Below are 21,565 nucleotides of genomic sequence, written 5' to 3' on the forward strand. Positions count from 1 at the left end.
GCGGATCCCGTGTTTGGCCGCTCCCCAGCCCTTCGCGCACCGTCAAACCCGGCCGCACGCGCGACTTCCGGCCCGACGCGCACGGCACCGGTGCAGCCGCCCGCCTCGCGGACGGACGACGCACCGGCATGCGCTCAGGTCAGGACGCCTTCACCAGCTTGACGATCGTCAGCGTGCCGTCGACCTTCTCGATCCGCACCTTGACCTTGTCGCCCGCATGGGCGTGCTCGAGCATCGCCGCGTCCTTCGCCTTGAACGCCATCGTCATCGGCGGCATCCCGACGTTCTCGAGCGCGCCGTGCTTCAGCGTGATCTTGCCGGTCGCGGCATCGACCTTCTTCACTTCGGCGTCGGTCAGCGCGGCATTCGACTCGGCCATGCCGCCCGACGACATCTTCATGCCGGACATGTCCATGCCGGCCATGTCGCCGGCTGCAAAGGCGGGGGTGACGAACGTGCCGACAGCGAGCACAGCGGCGGCAGCAACGGTAACAGTGATCAACTTCTTCATCGGGATTCTCCGGTTGGGATGGATGGCACGTTCGTGCCGTGAGGAACTGCTTCGGAATGCCACGCATGGCCCGCGCTTCGCGCACGACGGCGCTGCAGCAGGAGCCAGGCGGCGGGAATGACGAACATCGACAGCAGCGGCGCGGTGACCATGCCGCCGACCATCGGCGCGGCGATGCGCTGCATGACTTCGGAACCGGCGCCGCGCCCGACCATGATCGGCACGAGGCCGGCGAGCACGACGGCCACCGTCATCGCCTTGGGCCGCACGCGCAGCACCGCGCCCTCGCGGATCGCGTCGAGCAGCAGCGCATCGGTCAGCGGTTCGCCGGCGTCGAGCCGGCGCTGCAGTGCGCCCTTCAGGTACAGCAGCATCACGACGCCGAATTCGGCGGCCACGCCCGCGAGCGCGATGAAGCCCACCGACGTCGCGACCGACACCGCGTGGCCGAGCGCCCACACGAGCCAGAAGCCGCCGACCAGCGCGAACGGCACCGTCGACATCAGCAGCAGCGCATCGGTCGCCGAGCCGAACGTGAGGAACAGCAGCACGAAGATCACCACGAGCGTCACCGGCACGACGGTGCGCAGCCTGGCCGCCGCGCGTTCGAGATACTCGAACTGCCCCGACCACGCGATCGAATAGCCGGGCGGCAACGCGACCTGCCGTGCGACGGCCTGCTGCATCGTGCGGACGGCGGTGCTCAGGTCGACGCCGCGGAGATCGACGTACACGTAGCCGGACAGTCGCGCGTTCTCGCTGCGGATCATCGGCGGGCCATCGGCGATCGCGATGCGTGCGACGTCGCCCAGGCGGATCTGCGCGCCGCGCGCGGTGACGACCGGAAGCTGCCGCAGGTTCTCGACCGAATCGCGCACCTCGCGCGGGTAGCGGAGGTTGATCGGAAAGCGCTCGCGCCCCGCGATCACTTCGCCGACGTCGTCGCCGCCGACCGCCGTCGACACGACCGACTGGATGTCGGCCACCGACAGCCCGTAGCGCGCGGCCGCGAGCCGGTCGATGTCGACGTCGATATAGCGGCCGCCGTTCAGCCGTTCCGCGAGCGCGGACGTCACGCCCGGCACGGGCTTCACGGCGGCCTCGACCTGCTTCGCGATCGCGTCGATGCCGGCCAGATCCGGCCCGGAAATCTTCACGCCGACCGGCGTCTTGATCCCGGTGGACAGCATGTCGAGCCGGTTGCGGATCGGCGGCACCCACACGTTCGACAGCCCCGGCACCTTCACCGTGCGATCGAGTTCGTCGACGAGCTTCTCCGGCGTCATGCCGGGCCGCCAGGCGCTGCGCGGCTTGAAGCGGATCGTCGTCTCGAACATCTCGAGCGGCGCGGGATCGGTCGCGGTATCGGCGCGGCCCGATTTGCCGAACACCGTGTCGACCTCGGGCACGCTCTTGATCAGCCGGTCGGTCTGCTGCAGCAGCTCGCTCGCCTTGTCGGCCGAGATGCCGGGCAGCGCGGTCGGCATGTACAGCAGGTCGCCTTCATCGAGCGGCGGCATGAATTCGCCGCCGAGCCGCGACAGCGGCACGGCCGTCAGCACGAGCGCGACGACCGCGATGCCGATCGCGATCCACGGGCGCCGGAGCGTCGCTTCGAGCAGCGGACGGTACGCGCGAATCAGCACGCGGTTGAGCGGGTTCGCGTGCTCGTGCGGAATGCGGCCGCGCACGAGATAGCCCATCAGCACCGGCACCAGCGTCACCGACAGGCCGGCGGCCGCGGCGATCGTGTAGGTCTTCGTGAGCGCCAGCGGCGCGAACAGCTTGCCTTCCTGCCCTTCCAGCGAAAACACCGGGATGAACGACAGCGTGATGATCAGCAGCGAGAAGAACAGCGCGGGCCCGACTTCCGCGGCCGACGTCGCGACGAGTTCCCAGCGTCGCGCGGCCGTGATCGGCTCGCCGGGATGCGCGTGGTCGTACGCTTCGAGATGCTTGTGCGCGTTCTCGATCATCACGATCGCCGCGTCGATCATCGCGCCGATCGCGATCGCGATCCCGCCGAGCGACATCAGGTTCGCGTTCACGCCCTGGTAGCGCATCACGATGAACGCGGCCAGCACGCCGAGCGGCAGCGACAGGATCGCGACGAACGCGCTGCGCAGATGAAACAGGAACATCGCGCAGACGAGCCCGACGATCACGAACTCCTCGATCAGCTTGTCCTTCAGGTTGCCCACCGCACGCGCGATCAGCTGCGAGCGATCGTAGGTCGTGACGATCTCGACGCCGGGCGGCAGCGAACGCTTCAGGTCGGCGAGCTTCGCCTTCACCGCATCGATCGTGGTCAGCGCGTTCTTGCCCGAGCGCATCACGACGACGCCGCCCGTCACCTCACCCTGCCCGTTCAGCTCCGCGATCCCGCGCCGCATCGCCGGGCCGACCTGGATGCGCGCGACGTCGCCGAGCAGCACCGGCGTGCCGGCGTCGTTCGTGCGCAGCACCACGTGCCGGAAATCGTCGAGCGTGCGCAGGTAGCCGGTCGAGCGCACCATGTACTCCGACTCGGCCAGCTCGACGACCGAACCGCCGGACGCCTGGTTCGCGTTGCCGAGCGCGCTCGCGACTTCCGCCTGCGTGATGCCGTATGCGCGCAGCTTGTCGGGATCGAGCACGACCTGGTACTGCTGAACCATGCCGCCAATGCTCGCGACTTCCGACACATCGGGCACCGCCTTCAGCTCGAACTTCAGGAACCAGTCGTTGAGCGCACGCAGTTGCCCGAGATCGTGACGGCCGGTGCGATCGACGAGCGCGTACTCGTATACCCAGCCGACGCCGGTCGCATCGGGCCCGAGCGACACCGTCGCGCCGGCAGGCAGACGGCTCTGCACCTGGCTCAGGTATTCGAGCACACGCGAACGCGCCCAGTACGGATCGGTGCGGTCGTCGAACAGCACGTAGACGAACGCGTCGCCGAACGACGAATACGCGCGGACGGTTTTCGCGCCGGGCACGCCGAGCAGCGTGGTCGTCAACGGATAGGTCACCTGATCCTCGACGATCTGCGGCGCCTTGCCCGGATACGACGCCTTCACGATCACCTGCGTGTCCGACAGATCGGGCAATGCATCGAGCGGCGTCTGCCGCAGCGAATGAACACCCCATGCGGCAATCAGCACGGTGGCGAGCAGCACGAGGAAGCGGTTGTGGACGGACCAGCGAATGACGTGCGCGATCATCGTTCGCCTCCCTGCGGTTCGACCTTCGTCAGCCGGTAACCGTCGTCGCCCTGCGTGAACGCGAAGCGCACCGTCTGGCCCGGCTTCACGTCCGGGAACGCGGTGGCCGACGGCTTGCCGAACGCCATCGTCATCGCGCCCCAGCCGAGCGCCGGAACGGGCTGATGCGAGAACGTGATGTCGTCGGCCGTGACCTGTTCGACCTTGCCGGTGGTTTCGTAGACTGGTGCCGTCGCTATCGGCACCGACGCGGGCATCGCGCCTGCCCCGCTCGCGCCGGTGCCGCTTTCCAGCCGCGGCAACACGCTTTTCAGGCTCGCCTCGGAATCGATCAGGAACTGCCCCGATGCAACGACCGTGTCGCCTTCGTTCAGCCCGCCGAGCACTTCGGTGTCGCTGCCGACGTCGTTGCCCACCGTCACCGTCACGGGCTGGAGCCGGCCGTCGCGATTCTTCACGATGACGATCGAGCGCTTGCCGGTCGCGATCACCGCCTCGGACGGCACGAGCAGGCGCGATACCGTCTGCCGCGCGGCGACCCGCACGCGCATCAGCATGCCGGGTGTGAGCCTCAGCGCGGCGTTGTCGATCTCGACGCGCGCCTGCAGCGTGCGGCTGCTCGTGCTGATGCCGGGCAGCACTTCGCGGATGCGTCCGGTGAAATGCTGTGCCGGGTCGCCCGCGAACGTCGCATCGACCGCCATCCCCGGCTGCACGTTCAGCGCAAGCGCTTCCGGCACCTCGACGATGAGCCACAGCGTCGACAGCCCGGCGATCTTCGCGAGCGTCTGGCCGGGCGCGACCATCGCGCCGCCCCGCACGTTCAGCTCGCTGACGACGCCGGTTTCCGGTGCGGTCAGCACGACATGCGTCTGCGCGCGGCCGGTGCGATCGAGGCTCGCGATCATGCCGTCGGGAATCGACAGCGCCCGCATCCGTGCACGCGATGCATCGAGCAGGCTGGCGTCCATCCCGCCGCGCTTGAGCGCGAGGTATTCCTCCTGCGGCGCGAGCCAGTCGGGCACGAACAGCGATGCGATCGGCGCGCCCTTCGCGATGCGCTGCATCGGTGCGCGCGCATAGAGACGGTCGATGTAGCCGGTCACGCGCGACTGGACGACATCCGCGCGCGATTCGTCGAACTGCGTGGTGCCCACCGCATCGAATCCGGCCGCTGTCTGCTGCCTGCGCACGGTCGCATAGCGGATGCCGAGGTTCTGCTGCAGGCCCGGATCGATCCGGATGCCGGACGCGCCGCCGCCTTCGTCCGCGTAGACGGGTTGCAGTTGCATGTCCATGAAGGGCGACTTGCCCGGTTTGTCGAAATGCTGGTTCGGCACCATCGGGTCGTGCCAGTAGAGCACCTTTCGGCCGCTCGTCGAACCGGGCTGGCCGGTCGAGGCCGAGGCGGCGGCGTCAGTCGCGGCGCTTGCCGCATGGCGTGCGCCCACGAAATAACCCGTGCCGAGCAGCGCGGCACCGGCGAACGCCAGCACGGCCGCGCGGGCCCATGTTTGCTTCGTCATGTCGTTCTCCTTTATTGCGCGGCGGCCAGCGTCGACGGCACGACCTGGTATTCGAGCTGCGCCCAGGTCTGCGACACCTCGCGCCGGAGATCGAGCACCTGCAATTGCGCCTCCAGTTGCGCGCGGCGCGCGGCGAACGTATCGGCGAGCGAGCCTGTGCCGGCACGGTAGGCCGCGTTCGCCAGTTGCACGCGCTGGTCGGCGGCGGGCAGCAATGCGTCGCCGAGATTCGCGATGCGCGCACGACCGCTCGCGAGCGTCGCGGACTGCGTGCGGATATCGGCCTGCACCTGGCGCAGCGTGTCCTCGTACATCAGGCGCGCCTTCGTCGCGAGCGCGGCCTTTTCGGCGACGTCGCGGTTCTGGCGGTTCTTGCGATTGAGCGGCAGCGGGATCGTCACGCCGACGGACACCATGTTCGAATACGCGCCGCCACGCTGCTGGTACGCGACTTCCCACGTCCAGTTCGGGCTGCGTTCGCTGTCCGCGACGGCCGTATCGGCCTCGGCAACCGCGATATCGTCGGCGGCGGTGACCAGCGCCGGCTGCGACAGCCGCAACTCGTCCGGCGGCAGCGACGACACGAACGATTCCGGCGCGGGCGGCGCGCCCGCAACGTCGTCGACCGGCACGGCGGTCCAGCGCGACAGCACGATGAGCGCGGTCTGGTAGACCTGCCGCGCTTTCAGTAGTTGATCCTGCGTCTGCGCGAGCATGGCCCGCGCCTGGACGACATCGGTCGCACTCGCCTTCGCGCCGCGATACGACGCCTTCGTCGCGTCAAGCTCATGGTTCATGTGATCGAGCAGCGCCTGCTGCAGCGCGAGCGCCTGCTTCGCGTAGACGGCGTTCAGCCACGCCGTCGCGGTTTGCTGGCGCACGCTCGCGAGCTGCGCGAGATAACCGGCGCGCTCGCGCCCGACCTGCTCGTTGGCGAGCGCCGAGCGCAGGCGCCGCTTGTCGCCGGACACCCACTCCTGCTCGATGCCGATGCGGCGCATCGTCATGAAGTCCTGGCCGACGGTGAAGCGCTGGCCGCCGTTGACCGGCAGGTTGTCGATGCCTGCCTTGAGCATCGGGTCGGGCAGCTGGCCGGCCTTCACGGCCGCCTCCGCGCTCGCGCGCACCGACGCCTGCGCGGCCTGCATCGAAGCGGAATGATCGGTGGCGGACTGCAGCGCGGCGTCCAGCGTGACAGGCGATGGCTGCGCGTGAACGGCGCCCGCCACCAGCAGCGCCGCCCAAAGCATGGGCGCGCGCCGACGTGCACGCCGCGCAAGCGGCGTGCCGAAATGGAATGACATGGTTGAACCCCAACGGCGGAACCCCATAGGGATTCCACGTCCTGATACAGGACGAACCTCACCGCGAATGCGGCGAACCTATCGGATCGGGATCAGCTGAGGCGTGGAGGGCGCCACAATCCGTTCGGATCGCGGACCGGGAGGATTTGCGTGTAGTGGAACGCGACGGTGCTGGCGAATGCCGCGGGGCGACTGACTTCGGCGCGAGCGGCAGGATGATAGAGACTGCCGAACTGGCATTGCGCCGTCAGCTTGCAGGCCGTGCCCTTCGCTTTCGCGTGGGGCTTGCCGGCGGACGACGACTGCATCGAATCGCAGCCCGGCATGTCGGCGGACATGCCGGCGTCCGTGTCCATCGACATGCCCTGCTGCATCATCGGACATTCCCCGGCCAGGCCGCTGGCTGCCAGCCCGCTGATGGGCAGCACCGCGCAGAGCAGCAGCAGGATGAGCGTCCGGAGGAATTTCATGGCGGGGATTATAGCGCGGGGTTTTGCTGTGCGGCGGCGCGTCGATGAAGCGTAACGACGTGCCGACTCCGCGACCGCCGTCGCCTGCTACCGCGCCAGCCCGTCCGCCTCCACCGCCGCCCGCACCGCCGGCCGCGCCCGCACCCGCTCGTACCACGCACGCAGATGCGCATAGCGGGTCAGGTCGATATCCGCGTGGTACACCGACCGCAGCCATTCCGCCTTGCCCCAGCCGGTCAGCGCGAACAGGTAGGCATCGGCGAGCGTGAACGAGTCGCCCATCAAGAACGTATTGCCGTCGAGCTGGCGATCGATCCAGGCGAAGCGACTGTCGAGCTTCGTTCTCGCCGGGTCGACGTATTTGCCCGCCTGCACCGCGTACAGCAGCGGAATGAAGCCCTTGTGGATTTCCGCCGTGAGAAAATTCAGCCACTCCATCAGCCGATAGCGCGCGAGCGTGCCGTACGCCGGCGCGAGCCCCGCCTGCGGACACAGATCCGCAAGATACTGCGCGATCACCGGCCCTTCGCGCAATCGCGTGCCGTCGTCGAGTTCGAGCAGCGGCACGTAGCCGAGTTCGGTCACATCGTAGTAATTGCGCCCGTCTTCAATGACATGCTTGCGCGCGTCGACCTGGATGACTTCCGCGTCGATGCCGCCTTCGCGCAGCACGACGCAAATGGCCTGCGAACAGCTTCCGGGAGCGTGATAGAGCTTCATGCGTGTCCTTCGTGGGTTGTCCATGTATCGATTCGCCGCGACGCGGGCGCTAATATCTCGCATCGGCGCAGCGCTGAGAAGACGGCAGTCGTTTGTGCCGTAGTCACAAAAAATTTACCGACCAGGATTCGGCACGATGAAAACGAGTGCGACAGGATGTTCCGTTGAAGAAGCGATGCGCCTGCTCGGCGGCCGCTGGCGGCTGCTGCTGGTGTCGTATCTGCTCGACGGGCCGCGGCGCTTCAGCGACCTGCGGCGCGACATGCCCGGCATCTCGCAGCGGATGCTGACGCTCGACCTGCGCGCGCTCGAAGACGCCGGGCTCGTGCGGCGCACCGTCTACCCGGAAGTGCCGGTGCGGGTCGAGTACGATCTGACCGCCGACGGCGACCGGCTGCGGCCCGTCGTCGAAGTCATGCGCGAATTCGGGTTGTGGCTGAAGGCGCGCGATGCCGATGCGTCGTGCGATATCGGTGTCGCGCCCGATGCGGCAGCCGCCATCGAAACAGCACACCATTCCACCCGATAACCCCGACTCCCCTACGCAGGAACCCACACTCATGGAACTTCACGCCACCATCGGCGCGGCGACGTCCGATCTCGACGACGACGAAAGCTTCGCCAATATCTATTGCCACGACGCCGAGCAGGACTATTGCTTCGCGCTGTCGCGTTTTCCGGACGACGCGCTGATCGAAGTGATGGTGCGCGACCAGGTCACCGCGCGCGTCAAGGATCTGTCGGTGCGCCTGACGGACGACACGATCGACGTCGAGATCGAACCCGCGCTCGCCGCGCGGCTCGACGGCCAGACGCGCTACGTGATCCATCTCGCGCCCGGCCAATACGATCCGGTCACGCTGCGCGCCGCGCTGAAGGAGATCTTCGTCGGCAAGAACGGCTTTCAGGACGACAGCACGCGCGGCTGACGTGTCGTCACGCCAATCGAAGGGCCACGACGACAGCCCGGCTCGAGGTCCACTGACATGAAGATGCTGCTCATCCTGGCGTTGACGGTTGCGATCGTGCTTTGGTTTCGTTCGCGATACTTACGATTCACGGCGCCCGTGCGCAGGGACAGGGACGCGAAAGAAGCCCTGATGCGCCAGGTTTTGCTCGACCGCGCCGATTATATCGACAAGCCCGTGCAGCGCCTGATCGACACGCTGGGCGAAACGAAATCGCAGAGCCTGGACCACGGCGTGGTCATTTATACGTGGCGGGCCAATCAGCTATGCATCGACGCATCCATACGAAACGATGTGTGTGAATACCTGGATGAACGCCAATGCAGCAAGCACGACTAGGGCACCGTATTCACACCATCATTCCCACATATTGAGCGCACCACGTCCCATTATTAGGGATGCCTGCCCAGATGTTGACGCACGTCGTTCCACGGCTCTAACGTTCGCCCCAATGCCATTCGATTCGGCCGCCCCGCTCGCGGGCGACGGCCGGGCACAGAACACAGGAGACAACCGTGGCCCAATCCGCGTCGCGCACCCACGCCCACCCACCGGAACAACCGCCCGCGCGCGCCGACATCGCATCCGATTCCGCCATCCGCACAGCCGCGGCGCAAGCCACACCGCCGAGCCGCAAGCGGCTGCTGATCCTCGCGTTGCTCTTCGTCACCGTCGTGATCAACTATCTCGACCGCAGCAACCTGTCGATCGCCGCGCCCGCGCTGTTCAAGGAACTGAACATCGATCCGGTGCGCGCGGGCCTCGTGTTCTCCGCGTTCGGCTGGACCTACGCGCTGATGCAAATCCCGGGCGGCTGGCTCGTCGACAAGGTGTCGCCGCGCGTGCTGTATGCGGGTGCGCTCGCGCTGTGGTCGGCCGCGACGCTGCTGCTCGGCTTCGCGGGCTCGTTCGTCGGGCTGATCGTGCTGCGCCTCGCGGTCGGCGCGCTCGAGGCGCCGGCCTACCCGATCAACAACCGCGTGGTGACGACCTGGTTCCCGACCCGCGAACGCGCGAGCGCGATCGGCGGCTACACGTCGGGCCAGTTCGTCGGCCTCGCGTTCCTCACGCCGGTGCTCGCGTGGCTGCAGGTGCATCTCGGCTGGCACATGGTGTTCGTCGCAACCGGCCTCGCGGGCATCGTGTGGGCCGCGATCTGGTATGCGGTGTATCGCGAGCCGCGCGCGTTTCGTGGCGTCAACGCGGCCGAGATCGCGCTGATCCGCGACGGCGGCGGGCTCGTCGATCTCGAGGACCGCGTCGCGGCACGCACCGAACGCGCGCCGTCGACGTGGCGCGACCTCGGCGTCGTGCTCGGCCGGCGCAAGCTGTGGGGCATCTATCTCGGCCAGTTCGCGCTGAACTCGACGCTGTGGTTCTTCCTCACGTGGTTCCCGACCTACCTCGTCAAGTATCGCGGAATGGACTTCATTAAATCGGGCTTCCTCGCGTCGCTGCCGTTCCTCGCCGCGTTCGTCGGCGTGCTGTGCTCGGGCGTGCTGTCGGACTGGCTGATGCGCCGCGGCGCATCGCAGGGCTTCGCGCGCAAGCTGCCGATCATCTCGGGGCTGCTGATCTCGACCTGCATCATCGGCGCGAACTACGTGACGTCGACCGGCTGGGTGATCACGTTCATGACGATCGCGTTCTTCGGCAACGGCTTCGCGTCGATCACGTGGTCGCTCGTGTCGGGGCTCGCGCCCGCGCGGCTGATCGGCCTCACGGGCGGCGTGTTCAACCTGATCGGCAACCTGTCCGCGATCGCGACGCCGATCGTGATCGGGCTGCTGGTCGACGGCGCCGACTTCTCGCGCGCGATCACCTACATCGCCGCGATGGCGCTCGCCGGAAGCCTGTCTTACGGGCTGCTCGTCGGCAAGGTCGAGCGCATCGACGCGTAAGCGTCACGAGGGCGGCACGCGCGTGCCGCCCGGCCTTACCGCTACCGCTACCGTTAGCCGCGCGTCGCGCGTCGTGCGTCGTGCATCACGTCAGAACCGCAGAGCCCCATCCCGCGCGAGGTCGTTCGGATTGCCCGCCACGTAGTCGAGCGCGCATGCATCGGTATCGATGCCGACGGTCAGCAGCGTTTCCCAGCGCTCGGTGTCGGGCATCGACTGGTCCGGATGGAAGCACACGACGGCCTGATCGCCGGCCGCCCCGCACATCGCCGCCGCGCGCTCGCGCACATCGGCGCTCGTCATCCCGTTCACGACGTCATTCAGGTGCGCGAAACGCTCGCGCGTGGTCGAGCTGTCGGGCATGCACTCGCCGCCGCTCAACGCGCGATCGAGGAAGTGGTTCGTATGCAGCAGCCAGCCATCCGGACGCGGCACCACCACGCCCACACCCGACGGGCTCAGCTCGATGCTCGCCGCCCGCGGGTTCGCGTCGTGCCGCATGAACACGGTCAGCACCGTCGACGCGCTCACGCGTGCGGTGCGCGCGATGTCGATCGCCTCCTGCACCGTCGTCGCGTCTTCGAGCAGGCGCCGCGCGATCGCATGCACGGGCACGCCGGCGCTGTCGTTGTCGCTCGCGTGATGCAGGATGTTGAAGTGCAGCCCGAGCCCCGCGCTGTTCACGCCGAGCTTCGCCAGCATTCCGAATTCGGAGAACAGCTTGACGGTACGGCCGTAGGGCGTCGCGATCTGCATCAGCAAGCCCTGCGGCGCGAGGCTGTCGTGCCAGTCCCACGTCTGCAGTGTGCGCGGTGCGTGCGGACCGGCCGGTGCGTAAACGGTCGTCGAGCACTCGCCTTCGGCCGATGCGGGTGCGGTGGCGAGAATCTCGGTGCGTGCGTTCAGGCATGCGAGCTGCCAGCGCGGCAGGTCGACGCCGTCGGCGATCGCCTCGACTTCGGCGGCGAGGCGCGGGCACCACGCGCCGAGCGTGGCGAGACTCGCTTCGCCGATCTCCCGCGCGCGCTGCGGCGCGATGCCGAGCTTCGGGAAGAACGCGAGGTACAGCGCGACCGTCTCGCGGATCGCCGGTGCGAAGCGCTCGCCGATCAGGCGGCCGCGCTCGCGCGGATCGGTGATGTCGGTCACGAAGGTGTGCAGCTTCAAGGTCAAATCTCCTGGGTTGAATGCGCCGGGCCCGCGCGGCCCGGCGCGTGATGCACCGTGCGGCCGGTCAGAACGAGTAGATGAACTGCATCCCGGCCAGGTCGTTGCTGCGCGCGTACGTGCCGTTGCTCTTCAGGAACACCGGATGGTTCGCCGCGTCGTGGCGGTATTCGAGCTTCACGGTGATCTGCTGCGTCGGATAGAACAGCAGGTCGGCCGTGATCGCATAACGCTGCGCGCCCTTGCACTCGGTGCCGTTCGTCGACGAACCCTGGAAGCACGCCGGATCGACGCCGAAGCCGCTCGACCCGTTCACCGAGGGGTTGCCGCCCGCGAGCCCGTACTGGATGTTGGTGCCGCCGCCGCCGTTCGACGTGTTGTTCAGGTAGTCGAAGCGCAGCGTCGCGCCCATGCGGCCGACCCACGACGTCGTCCACTTCGTATGGCCGAGCAGCGACATCCCGTACCAGCGCGCGGTGCCGCCGTTCCATGCGCCCTTCTGCAGCTCGCCGTAGTCCACCTGCGCGTTGACCTGCGTCTTGTCGTGCGTATAGGTCACGTCGGCTTCCACGTATTTGTAGAGGCCGGTCGGCGAAGAGCCGTTGCACTGGTAGCCGTAGCCGCCCGCCTGCGCGCACGGCGAGAACAGCGACTGCCGGCCGAGCATCCCGGAAATGCCGAAGTCGAAGGCGGTCGACGTCGCGTTGTCGAAGCGCGCGGTGATCGTCGGCGTCCAGTTGGTCTTCGTCGTGTTGTTCGCCGCGTTCGCGATCGCGCCGGCCGTGCGCAGCACCTCGTTACCGATCACGACCTGCCAGAAGCGCGTCATCGCCGCGTTGGAGCCCTTCAGCCCGACGCCGATCAGGTTGCCCGGCTCGCTGAAGTCGTACAGCAACCCGTGCGTGAGCGTGAGCATCTGCGTCGACGGCTGCACCTCGTAGCCGGCGAGGCTCGGCATCATCCCGATCTCGAAGGTGCGGGTCGTGCTGAGCGGCACCGTGACCACCGCCTGCGTGACGATGTTGTTGCCGACACCGCCGTGCGCGTTGCTGAACACATTGCCGAAGCCGCGGTTCGGCTGGATCACGATTTCCGCCGCCGGCGCCATCGGGCCGACGCCGAAGGTCTTCTTGATGTCGAGGTAGACGTCGCCGATCGTGCTGTTGAAGTAGTCGTACGCGCCCGGGTCGTGGTTCAGGAACTGGAAGCCGGACGTGCGCTGCGCGCGGTTGAACAGGTACACGGGATCGACGTAGCCGGTGATGCTCAGGCCCGCGAGCGGGCCGGTGGTCGCCGCTTCCTGCAGCGAGTCGACCTTCAGCGATGCGTTCGCGATCTGCTCGCGCATCTGCTGCAGGTCGTCGTTCGTGAACGCCGGCGCCGCATCGGCGGCCGGTGCAGCGGCGGCCGCCGTGTTGATCGAGCCGATCGTCGCGCCGCCCGAGGCGGCATTAGCGGTCGTTGCCGCGCCGGCCGGCTTCGCGGCCAGCATGCTCGCGCGCAGCTCGTTCACCTGCTGCTGCAGCGCGGTGACCTGCGCCTGCAGCGCCTTCATCCTGCTCGCGTCGGTCGCCTGCGGCGTGTGCGCGAATGCCGCGGCGGCTTCGAACGCCAGCAGGCACAGCGCCGTCATGTGTGTGATTTTCATGGTGTGGGTGGTCGTCGGGACGCGCGCGCCCCCGCCCGCCGCGATGAGCGGCGGGGCGCGCGAAAGGTAGTCGGGAGTGGGGAGAAGCGGCGGCCGGCTTACTCGGTCTTCAGCTTCGTCCAGAGACGGTTCTGCAGACGCATCAGCTCAGGCGGCACCGGCTTGCTGAGGCTCAGCTTGCGGATCACGTCGGCGGGCGGGAACACGGCCGGATCGCTCGTCACGTCGGCGCGCACCAGGTGCTTCGACGACGACACGGCCGACGGGTACGACGTGTCGTTGGTCAGGTTCGCGCTCTCCTTCTCCGACAGCACGAAGTTGACGAACTTCAGCGCGGCGTCCGGATGCGGCGCATCCTTCGGCACCGCCATCATGTCGAACCACATCGCGCTGCCCTCGGTCGGGATCACGTACTTGATGTGATACGGCTTCTTCGCGGAAGCGGCCGCGATCCGCGCGGAGTTCACGTCGCCCGACCAGCCGAGCGCGAGGCAGATGTCGCCGCCCGCGAGATCGTTGATGTAGCTGCTCGAATTGAACTGCGTGATGTACGGCCGCACCGTCTTCAGCAGCTCGTACGCGGCCTGGTAGTCGGCCGGGTTCGTCGTGTTCGGATCCTTCTTCAGGTACACGAACGCCATCCCGAACGCATCGACCGGCGAATCGAGCACCGAAATGCCGCAGTGCTTCAGCTTCTGCGCGTACTTCGGGTCGAACAGCAGCGCCCAGCTGTCGAGCGGCGCGTCGTTGCCGAGCGCGGCCTTCACCTTCTCGACGTTCATCCCGAGGCCGTCCGTGCCCCACGTCCACGGAATGCCGAACTGGTTGCCCGGATCGTCCTTCGCGAGCACCTTCATGATGTTCGGATCGAGCAGCCCGTAGTTCGGCACCTGGCTCTTGTCGATCTTGCGGTAGATGCCGGCCTGCAGCTGCCGCGCCCAGAAGATGTCGGACGGCACGACGACGTCATACCCCGACGTGCCCGACAGCAGCTTCGCCTGCAGCGTCTCGTTCGAATCGAACTCCTGGTAGACGACCTTGATGCCGGTCGCCTTCTCGAAGTTCGCGATCGTCGCCTTGCCGATCGAGTTGCCCCAGTTGTACACGTTGACGACGTCCGCCGCGTGCGCCGCCGGCGCGCCGGCCCACAGCGCGCCGCCCAGCGCGAGCGCCGCGCATGCCGCTTTCAGATGCTTGCTCCAATCCCCAGCCATGGTTTCCTCCGTCGATATCATGATCCGCTCGCGATGAACGGTGTGTGCCTCGGTCCGGAAAAATGTAGCCAGAGGAAATTGGCCGGTCTGCCCTGCCGTTAGGGGGACACGCCGCACAATCGGGGCATCCGGTTCCGGGCGGATGCCCGATCGACCCGACCAGGAAGCGAATTGAAAGCTTTCTTCGCCGCTTCGTCACGCCAATCAAAAACCGAAAACCGCTCAGGATGCCTGCACGCCCGTGCGCACGCCGAAGTCCTCGCCCACGTGCGTGACGCGGCCGTCCATCATCGTCAGCGCGACGTCGATGCGGCCGATGTCGTACTGGCCGACCTCGAACAGGTCGTGTTCCAGCACGACGAGATCCGCGCGCTTGCCGGGCGTGAGCGAGCCGACCTCGTGCTCCATCCCGAGCTGATATGCGCCGTGGATCGTGTACGCGGCGATCAGTTGCGGAATGCTCAGGCGCTCGGCGATGTCCGGGAACACCGGCGCATCGGGCTCGCCCGCAAGCTGACGCGTATGGCCCGACTCGATGTGCTCGAGCGGCTTGTGCTGGCAGCGGCACTGGCACGCGAGGCCGTCCATGCCGATCGACACCGTCACGCCCTCGTCGAGGAACGTGCGGAACTTGTACATGTTGCTCCAGCGCTCATGGCCGTAGTGGTCGCGCAGTTGCTCGGTGTACGCATCGACCACGCCCCACTGCAGCTGCGTATTCGCCATCACGGCCGCGCGGCGGAAGCGCGGGATGTCGTCCGGATGCGTGAGAAACGCGTGCGTGATCACGTGGCGGCGGTCGCGCGGCGGGTTCGTGCGGTTGACCGCGTCGAAGCCGTCGAGCGCCATCCGCACCGCCGCGTCACCGACGCAATGGACCATCACGTTCGCGTTCACGCGATCGGCTTCGACCAGGTAGTGGTTGAACGTGTCGGCCGGCATCGTCGGCGCGCCGCAGGTGTCGGGGCGGTCCGCGTACGGCTCGAGCAGGTACGCGGTGTGGTTCGCTTCCGTGCCGTCGAGGAACAGCTTCAATGCGCGCGCCTTCACGAGCGGCGAATCGTACTGCTCGCGATATTTGACGAGCGTGCCGACCGGATCGTCGATCTCGCCGATCACCGCGACGCTGCCCACCACGCGCAGCTTCAGGTCGCCCGCGCGCTCCATCGTCTGCAGCGTCTCGTACAGCAGCGACTGGTCGCCGCTCGCGTCGAAGAAGCCCGCGTCGAACACGGTCGTCACGCCGGCCGCGCACAGCTTCTTCTGCCACGGCGGGATCGACTTCAGGTACAGGTCGATGCCGGTCGGCAGCAGGCCGGCCGCGCTGATCCGTTGCATCAGCAACGAATACGCGGCGCCGTCGACGATCAGGCCGGTCGGCTCGCCGGTCACCGCATCCTTCTCGAACCAGCTCGCGCCTTCCTGCACCGGCGGCGTCGACGCGTCGATACCGGCGATCTCCAGCGCCTTCGAGTTCACCCACATCGAATGGAAATCGGTCGACAGCAGGCACACGGGGCGATCCGCGCAGATCGCGTCGAGCGTCTCCTTGCGCAGCAGCGCGGGCGGAATCGTCGCCTGCACCCAGCCCATCCCGGTGATCGCCGGCTCGTCCGGATGCGACTCGACGTACGCGCGCAGCGCGGCGAGCACCTGCTGTGGATCCTCGAAGTTCACGAACGCCTGGAATGCGAACGCGGTCGTCTCGAAGTGCCAGTGCGATTCGACGAAGCCCGGCAGCACGAGCCGGCCGGCCGCGTCGACGACCTTCGTCTCCGCGCCGACGTACGCCTGCACGGCCGCCGTGTCGCCGACGTGGACGATCCGGCCGTCGCGCACGGCGACCGCCTGTGCCCACGGCTTGTGCGGATCGACGGTGTACACCTTCGCGTTGGTGAGAACGAAATCCGCCGGTGCCGAATCCTTGACGGCGGCGGGCGTCGGTTGCATCTGCATGGCCTGTCCTTTCTGTTGATCAGGTTTTCGAAGTGCTTTCACTATAGGCAGACGATTCACGGCGGTATGCCCCCCCGCCGCCGGGGCTTGGACGAATTCCGGCCGCCGCGCGCACGGTCTTGTCATCGTTTTGGGGACAACGCACGAAATTGGTCGGGTTGATTCGGTGAATTCCCGGCTGACGCGCGTATATCGTTCGCGTAACGTCGCACTGTCCCCTGACCGCCCACGCCCGACCATGCGACTTCTCCAGCCCGACCCGGCCGCCCGCGGCCACTACCTGATCGGTGTGCGCCCCGACACGCTCGGCGCGACGTTGCGCGCGGTCGGCACGCCGGATTTCGTCGGCGCGGTCACGGAGTTCGTCAACGACAGCATCGACGCCGACGCCGTGCACCTCGAACGCTGGCGCGCGGATACGGGCAGCACGTCGGGCTTCGTCGTCGAATGGATCGGCAGCGGCAGCCTGCGCTTCGCGGCCGACACGCTGCGCGTGATGGATGTCTATTACCAGGACTACTGCCAGGCCGATCCGCTGGTCGCGCCGCTGCGCGGCAAGGCCGGCACGCTGCTGGTGCAGCGCCACGTGGAAGGGATCGCGCACGGCGAGTTCCGCCGGCGGATCTTCGACGAGCCCGGCATCGAGCAGGAATGCATGCTCGTGCACGGCAACGCGCACCTGCAATACGCGCTTGGGCTGGCGCGCACCGTCGGCCGGCCCGCGTTCACGATGGACGAGCTGTTCCACTTCCGGCAGATGGTCGACCTGCTGTTCCCGATGTTCGAACTGCATGCGCGTAGCTGCGCGGCGCGGCGCGTGGCGTCGGGGACGGTGAACACCGCGTCGCAGGCGAGCTTCGACGCGCGCCTGGAACGGCAGGACGTGCAGCTGTCGCGCCGCGAGCACGAGATCTGCCGGCTGATGCTGTGCGGGCGCTCGGTGCCCGAGGCCGCGCAGCAGCTCGACGTGAAGCTGTCGACGGCCGAGTCGTACGTGAAGCGCGCGTTCGCGAAGCTCGGCGTGCGCACGCGCCGCGAGCTGTTCGACTGGGTGCTGGTGGACTGCTGAACGCGCGGCGTGCGTGGCCCTAAGCGGCCAGCGCGGCCGCCTTGATGTTGAACGCGCGCAGCAGGTCCTCGCAGAACGCGTCGACGATCGGCTTGTCGCTCGCGCTGCGCTTCATCGCGAGATGCAGCGGCACGTCGAAGCTGAACGTCGCGCGGCCCACCGCCTTCACGAGCCCGCGCTGCTCGAACGGCTCCGCATAATGCGCGGGCAGGTAGCCGAGATGGCCGCCCGACAGGATCAGGATCGTCGCGGCCTCGATGCTGTCCGCGCTCGCGGTCACGCGCCGCTCGGGCAGCGGGTACTGCTCCTCCGGCACCGGATAGGTGCGCCAGACCCAGTCGTGCAGTTGCAGGTCGTCGGCGGTCACGGGCCGCGATGCATGGAACAGCGGATGCCCGCGCCCGCAGTAGATCACCTGCTGCTCGGTGAACAGCGGCGTGTAGAGCAGCCCCGGCACGCGATGCCAGAAATAGCCGATCGCGAGATCGAGCTGGTTGTTGACGAGGCTTTCCTCGAGCTCCTGCGGCGACGCGACCTTCATCGCGAACGTGACCGCCTGGTCGCGCTTGCGGAACGCGCCGATCGCGTCGGCCACGCGAGCGTTCTCGACGAGCGGCGCCTGGCCGATCAGGCCGATCGACAGCGTGCCGACCAGCTTGCGGTCGATGTCGCGCACCCGCGCGACGAATTCGGAGGTGGCCGCGACGAGCGTGCGCGCGGTGGCCGCGAAGCGCTCGCCCTTCGACGTCAGGCGAAAGCCGCCGCGCCCGCGATCGCACAGCTTGAAGCCGACGCGCGCTTCGAGCGCCGACAGCTGCGTGCTGATGGTCGACTGCCGCACGCCGAGCGACGCCTCGGCGGCCGTGATGCCGCGTGCGTCGACGACGGCCAGAAAGACCCGGATGAGCCGGAGATCGAGATCGGAAGTATTCGAGAACATGCTTCAAACCGCTGCGCGTGTGCGCGTTACCCGGCCGGCTGGCTCGACGCGCCTCGCACGTCACGCTCGCCGCCTGCGCCGATGAACCGAACCGGACGCGCGCCGCCATCGGCAGCGGTGCGCGTCGCCACCGTCATTCAGATGCCACCGCGAGCGCGCGTTCCATGCCGAACACGGCCGGCCGCAGCCGCCGGTAGCAGAGGAACGCCACCGCGCACAGCACGATCGCCGCGATCAGCGCCGACTGCGTGCCCGCGCGCTCGATCAGCGAGCCGCCCGCGACCGAGCCGACGCCGTAGCCGAGCGCGACGCAGCCCGGCGACAGCGCGGCCGACTTGCCGACCAGGTCGTACTGCGGAATCGTCGCGTAGATCAGCAGCGCGCCGCCGGTCCAGCAGCCGATGAAGACGATCGCGCCGAGCGTGAACGTCACGGCCGAGGCCGGCAGCGCGAGCAGCACGGCCGCGACCGCGCAGCCGCCGAGATTCAAGAGCGCCCAGCGGCGCAGGCCCGCGCCCGCGCCGAGCTTCGGCATCGCCGCGCAGATCACGAGGCTCGCGACGTTCGCGGCGCCGAGCACGAGCGACACCGACTGGCCGCTCAGGCCGGCCGCGGTGCCGATCTTCTCGAGGAAGGTCCACACGACGCCGACGCCGCCGTACAGCGCGAGCTGCGCGCACAGCACGAGCATCGCGCCCTTGCGGTCGATGCGGCCGGCCACGCCTTCCGGCGCCGGTGCGGCCAGCGTCTCGCCGCGGCGAAACAGCGGCGTCGCGAGCACGAACATGCCGAGCACGCACGCGACAAAGCCGAACACGCCGTGCGCGCCCCATGCATCGCTCAGCATCGGGAAGATGGTCGCGAGCAGCACCATGCTCCACGTCACCTGCCCCATCAGCATGATCCCGAGATTGCGTTCCGGTGCGCGCGAATACGACAGGTAGCGCAACGCGATACCGTTCAGCCCGCCCGAGCCGACGCCCGCGATGAACTGCAACGCCGAATACGCCACCAGCCCGTGCGTCGCGAGCGTGCCGAGGTTCGCGCCGGCCGCGAGCGTCACCGCGCCCGCGAGCACCCACCGCACCGGCTGGCGGCCGAGCACGAACGCGACGAGCAGCGTGCCCGTCGATTCGCCGAGCACCTCGATGAAGCTCGACAGCCCGAGCGCCGCTTCGCCGAATCCCCAATGACGCTCGACCTGCCCGACGATCGCGGGCAGGCCGAGGAAGACCGTCGGCCCGAGCATGCCGAGCAGCAGCATCACGACGACGAACAGCGCGCTTTCCTGTCGCGCTTCATCCTGCAGGTTGACTACATTCATCTGGGTGTCTCTCTCCGTGTCCGCGGCGCGGACCGTGTCCTCTGGGGATCGTTTTTGTTGTGCCGCCATGACGGGGTGCCCCGTGGGGCCGCCCCGTCGTCGCTTACATCGGGAAGCCCATCGCCTTGATGCCGCTGATCCACGCGCGCTTCCAGCCGCCTTCCGCATCCGCGCCGTCGAACGCATGGAACGTGATCTTCGCGGCGACCCAGCGCACTGGCTCGGGCGGGATATAGCTCGGGCTCTGGTTCGCGATGTCGAGCTTGCGCTCGGGGCTGTCGCGATCGAACAGGATGTTCAGCCCCATGAACGCGCCGAACCGGCTCGCCGCGACGCCGAAGCCCGTATAGCCGGCGACGAACACGGCCTTGTCGCCGAGGTAGCGCTTCGCGAATACCGAGCCGCGCGAGCAGTAGTCGATCGGGCCACCCCACGCGTGCGAGAAGCGCACGTCGCACAGCTGCGGGAACGTGCGGTAGAACGCTTCCGCGAGCCGGTAGTAGGTTTCGCGCTGGCCGTCCTGGTGCGGTTCCGGGTCGCCGTCGAAGTGATAGCTCACCAGCCCGCCGAAGATGATGTTGTTGTCCTTCGTTAGCCGGAAATAGTTGAGCTGCGTGCGCGTGTCGTACACGCCCTGGCGATTCTTCCAGCCGATTCGCGCGAGCTGCGCGTCGGTGAGCGGTTCGGTCGCGAGCACATGGTCGCGCACCTGCATCACGCGGCGGTTGATGTCGGGAATCCCGACCTTCGCGGTGCCGCTGCCGAACACCACGCGCGGTGCGCGTACGCTGCCCTTCGGCGTCGTCACGAACACCGTGCTGCCTTCGTCGCTCACGGTCACGAGCGGCGTGTGCTCGTAGAGCTTCACGCCGAGCGTCAGCGCCGCGCGCTTCAGCCCCCACGCGAGCTTCGCCGGGTGCACGATGCCGCTGCGGTTGCGCGACCACAATGCCCCCGCGAACAGCGGCGAATTCAGTTGTTCGAGCGTTTCCTCGCGGTTCAGCAGCACGACGTTGTGGCCGTACTCGCGATGCAGGTCGTAGTCGCCCTTCAGGTGCGCGATGTGCTCGGGATCGACCGCGACCGTCATCTCGCCGTTCCACTCGATGTCGGCGTCGATGTCGTAGCGCTTCAGCGTGTCCTCGAAACCGTCGAGGTTGTGATGGCCGAATGCCTCGAGCTGCGCGATGTCGTTCGGGAACACGCGCACCGCATTCGGGAGCCCGTGCATCACCGACGTCGAAATGATCCCCCCCGCGCGGCCCGATGCGCCGTGCGCGACCTTGCCGGCCTCGATCAGCACCACGTTCAGGTGCGGCATCTGCTCCTTCGCCTGCACGGCCGCCCACAGCCCCGTGAAGCCGCCGCCGACGATCAGCAGGTCGGCCGTCGCGTCGCCGACGAGTTCCGGCTCGGTGGCCGGCGCGGCCGGGTTGTCGAGCCAGTACGGGAACAGCTTCGTATTCGCGAGCGCCGCCTCGACGCCCAGTGCGACCGGCGCGCCACGCATTGCGTGCGCCTGCTCCGGTGCAGTCTCTCTTGTCTTGACTTCCATTTCCATGATCCCAGCCATCACACGCGAACAGCGAAACCGCCGCCGGGCGCGCGTCACACGGACGACGACACTCCGGCGGCGGTTTCGGA

Annotated in this window: 18 protein-coding genes; 5 read left to right on the forward strand and 13 right to left on the reverse strand. The window is 67.8% G+C overall.

Annotated features, from left to right (window positions below):
* Positions 1-139 precede the first annotated feature (139 nt).
* The 6 genes from CFB43_RS30510 to CFB43_RS30535 all read right to left on the reverse strand — a co-directional run bounded on the left by CFB43_RS30510 (position 140) and on the right by CFB43_RS30535 (position 7,734).
* On the reverse strand, positions 140-511 hold the full coding sequence (locus CFB43_RS30510; RefSeq protein ID WP_089497813.1) for a copper-binding protein: 372 nt from the start codon (positions 509-511) through the stop codon (positions 140-142).
* Positions 508-3,714, reverse strand: a complete 3,207-nt coding sequence (locus CFB43_RS30515; RefSeq protein WP_089497814.1) for an efflux RND transporter permease subunit — start codon at positions 3,712-3,714, stop codon at positions 508-510. The genes CFB43_RS30510 and CFB43_RS30515 overlap by 4 nt, the downstream gene beginning before the upstream one ends.
* Positions 3,711-5,240 (reverse strand): efflux RND transporter periplasmic adaptor subunit, encoded by a 1,530-nt coding sequence (locus CFB43_RS30520; protein WP_089497815.1) that lies wholly within the window; start codon positions 5,238-5,240, stop codon positions 3,711-3,713. Before CFB43_RS30520 ends, CFB43_RS30515 begins: the two co-directional genes overlap by 4 nt.
* 11 nt (positions 5,241-5,251) lie before the next feature.
* The gene (locus CFB43_RS30525) at positions 5,252-6,544 is read right to left on the reverse strand and encodes a TolC family protein (RefSeq protein ID WP_089497816.1); all 1,293 of its coding nucleotides are present in this window, start codon (positions 6,542-6,544) and stop codon (positions 5,252-5,254) included.
* A gap of 92 nt (positions 6,545-6,636) precedes the next feature.
* Positions 6,637-7,014 carry a hypothetical protein gene (locus tag CFB43_RS30530; protein ID WP_089497817.1) on the reverse strand — a complete coding sequence of 126 codons (378 nt, stop codon included), beginning with the start codon at positions 7,012-7,014 and terminating at the stop codon, positions 6,637-6,639.
* Between the two features lie 87 nt (positions 7,015-7,101).
* Complete coding sequence (locus CFB43_RS30535; protein ID WP_089497818.1) at positions 7,102-7,734, reverse strand: glutathione binding-like protein; 633 nt, start codon at positions 7,732-7,734, stop codon at positions 7,102-7,104.
* Positions 7,735-7,870: 136 nt separating this feature from the next.
* On the opposite strand from CFB43_RS30535, the gene CFB43_RS30540 reads away from it, so the two are divergent.
* The 4 genes from CFB43_RS30540 (at position 7,871) to CFB43_RS30555 (ending at position 10,603) form a co-directional block, all read left to right on the forward strand.
* Entirely contained in the window at positions 7,871-8,263 is a 393-nt protein-coding gene (locus tag CFB43_RS30540) for a winged helix-turn-helix transcriptional regulator (protein ID WP_089428429.1), read from the forward strand.
* A gap of 31 nt (positions 8,264-8,294) precedes the next feature.
* Positions 8,295-8,663, forward strand: a complete 369-nt coding sequence (locus CFB43_RS30545) for a hypothetical protein (RefSeq protein ID WP_089497819.1) — start codon at positions 8,295-8,297, stop codon at positions 8,661-8,663.
* A gap of 57 nt (positions 8,664-8,720) precedes the next feature.
* On the forward strand, positions 8,721-9,041 hold the full coding sequence (locus tag CFB43_RS30550) for a hypothetical protein (RefSeq protein ID WP_089497820.1): 321 nt from the start codon (positions 8,721-8,723) through the stop codon (positions 9,039-9,041).
* Between the two features lie 176 nt (positions 9,042-9,217).
* On the forward strand, positions 9,218-10,603 hold the full coding sequence (locus tag CFB43_RS30555; RefSeq protein ID WP_089497821.1) for an MFS transporter: 1,386 nt from the start codon (positions 9,218-9,220) through the stop codon (positions 10,601-10,603).
* Between the two features lie 90 nt (positions 10,604-10,693).
* Here CFB43_RS30555 and CFB43_RS30560 read toward each other — a convergent pair whose 3' ends face one another.
* The 4 genes from CFB43_RS30560 to CFB43_RS30575 form a co-directional block, all read right to left on the reverse strand.
* On the reverse strand, positions 10,694-11,770 hold the full coding sequence (locus CFB43_RS30560; RefSeq protein WP_089497822.1) for a C45 family autoproteolytic acyltransferase/hydolase: 1,077 nt from the start codon (positions 11,768-11,770) through the stop codon (positions 10,694-10,696).
* A gap of 67 nt (positions 11,771-11,837) precedes the next feature.
* Positions 11,838-13,418 (reverse strand): DUF3138 family protein, encoded by a 1,581-nt coding sequence (locus CFB43_RS30565; RefSeq protein ID WP_089497823.1) that lies wholly within the window; start codon positions 13,416-13,418, stop codon positions 11,838-11,840.
* A gap of 98 nt (positions 13,419-13,516) precedes the next feature.
* Positions 13,517-14,632 carry a polyamine ABC transporter substrate-binding protein gene (locus CFB43_RS30570; RefSeq protein ID WP_089497824.1) on the reverse strand — a complete coding sequence of 372 codons (1,116 nt, stop codon included), beginning with the start codon at positions 14,630-14,632 and terminating at the stop codon, positions 13,517-13,519.
* 222 nt (positions 14,633-14,854) lie between these two features.
* Positions 14,855-16,588, reverse strand: coding sequence for an amidohydrolase (locus CFB43_RS30575; protein WP_089497825.1), 1,734 nt, complete (start codon positions 16,586-16,588; stop codon positions 14,855-14,857).
* Between the two features lie 238 nt (positions 16,589-16,826).
* Between CFB43_RS30575 and CFB43_RS30580 the strand changes: the two genes are divergently transcribed.
* The gene (locus CFB43_RS30580; protein ID WP_089497826.1) at positions 16,827-17,657 is read left to right on the forward strand and encodes a helix-turn-helix transcriptional regulator; all 831 of its coding nucleotides are present in this window, start codon (positions 16,827-16,829) and stop codon (positions 17,655-17,657) included.
* A 19-nt stretch (positions 17,658-17,676) separates the two neighbouring features.
* Here the strand turns inward: CFB43_RS30580 and CFB43_RS30585 are convergent, their stop codons facing one another.
* From CFB43_RS30585 to CFB43_RS30595, 3 genes are all read right to left on the reverse strand, one after another.
* Positions 17,677-18,597 carry a LysR family transcriptional regulator gene (locus tag CFB43_RS30585; RefSeq protein ID WP_069250655.1) on the reverse strand — a complete coding sequence of 307 codons (921 nt, stop codon included), beginning with the start codon at positions 18,595-18,597 and terminating at the stop codon, positions 17,677-17,679.
* 133 nt (positions 18,598-18,730) lie between these two features.
* A complete protein-coding gene (locus tag CFB43_RS30590) occupies positions 18,731-19,921 on the reverse strand; it encodes an MFS transporter (protein ID WP_089497827.1) in 1,191 nt (396 codons plus the stop codon).
* Positions 19,922-20,024: 103 nt separating this feature from the next.
* Complete coding sequence (locus CFB43_RS30595) at positions 20,025-21,482, reverse strand: NAD(P)/FAD-dependent oxidoreductase (protein WP_089497828.1); 1,458 nt, start codon at positions 21,480-21,482, stop codon at positions 20,025-20,027.
* Between the last annotated feature and the right edge of the window lie 83 nt (positions 21,483-21,565).

Origin of the sequence: Burkholderia sp. AU15512, assembly GCF_002223325.1 — a bacterium.
GTDB lineage: Bacteria > Pseudomonadota > Gammaproteobacteria > Burkholderiales > Burkholderiaceae > Burkholderia.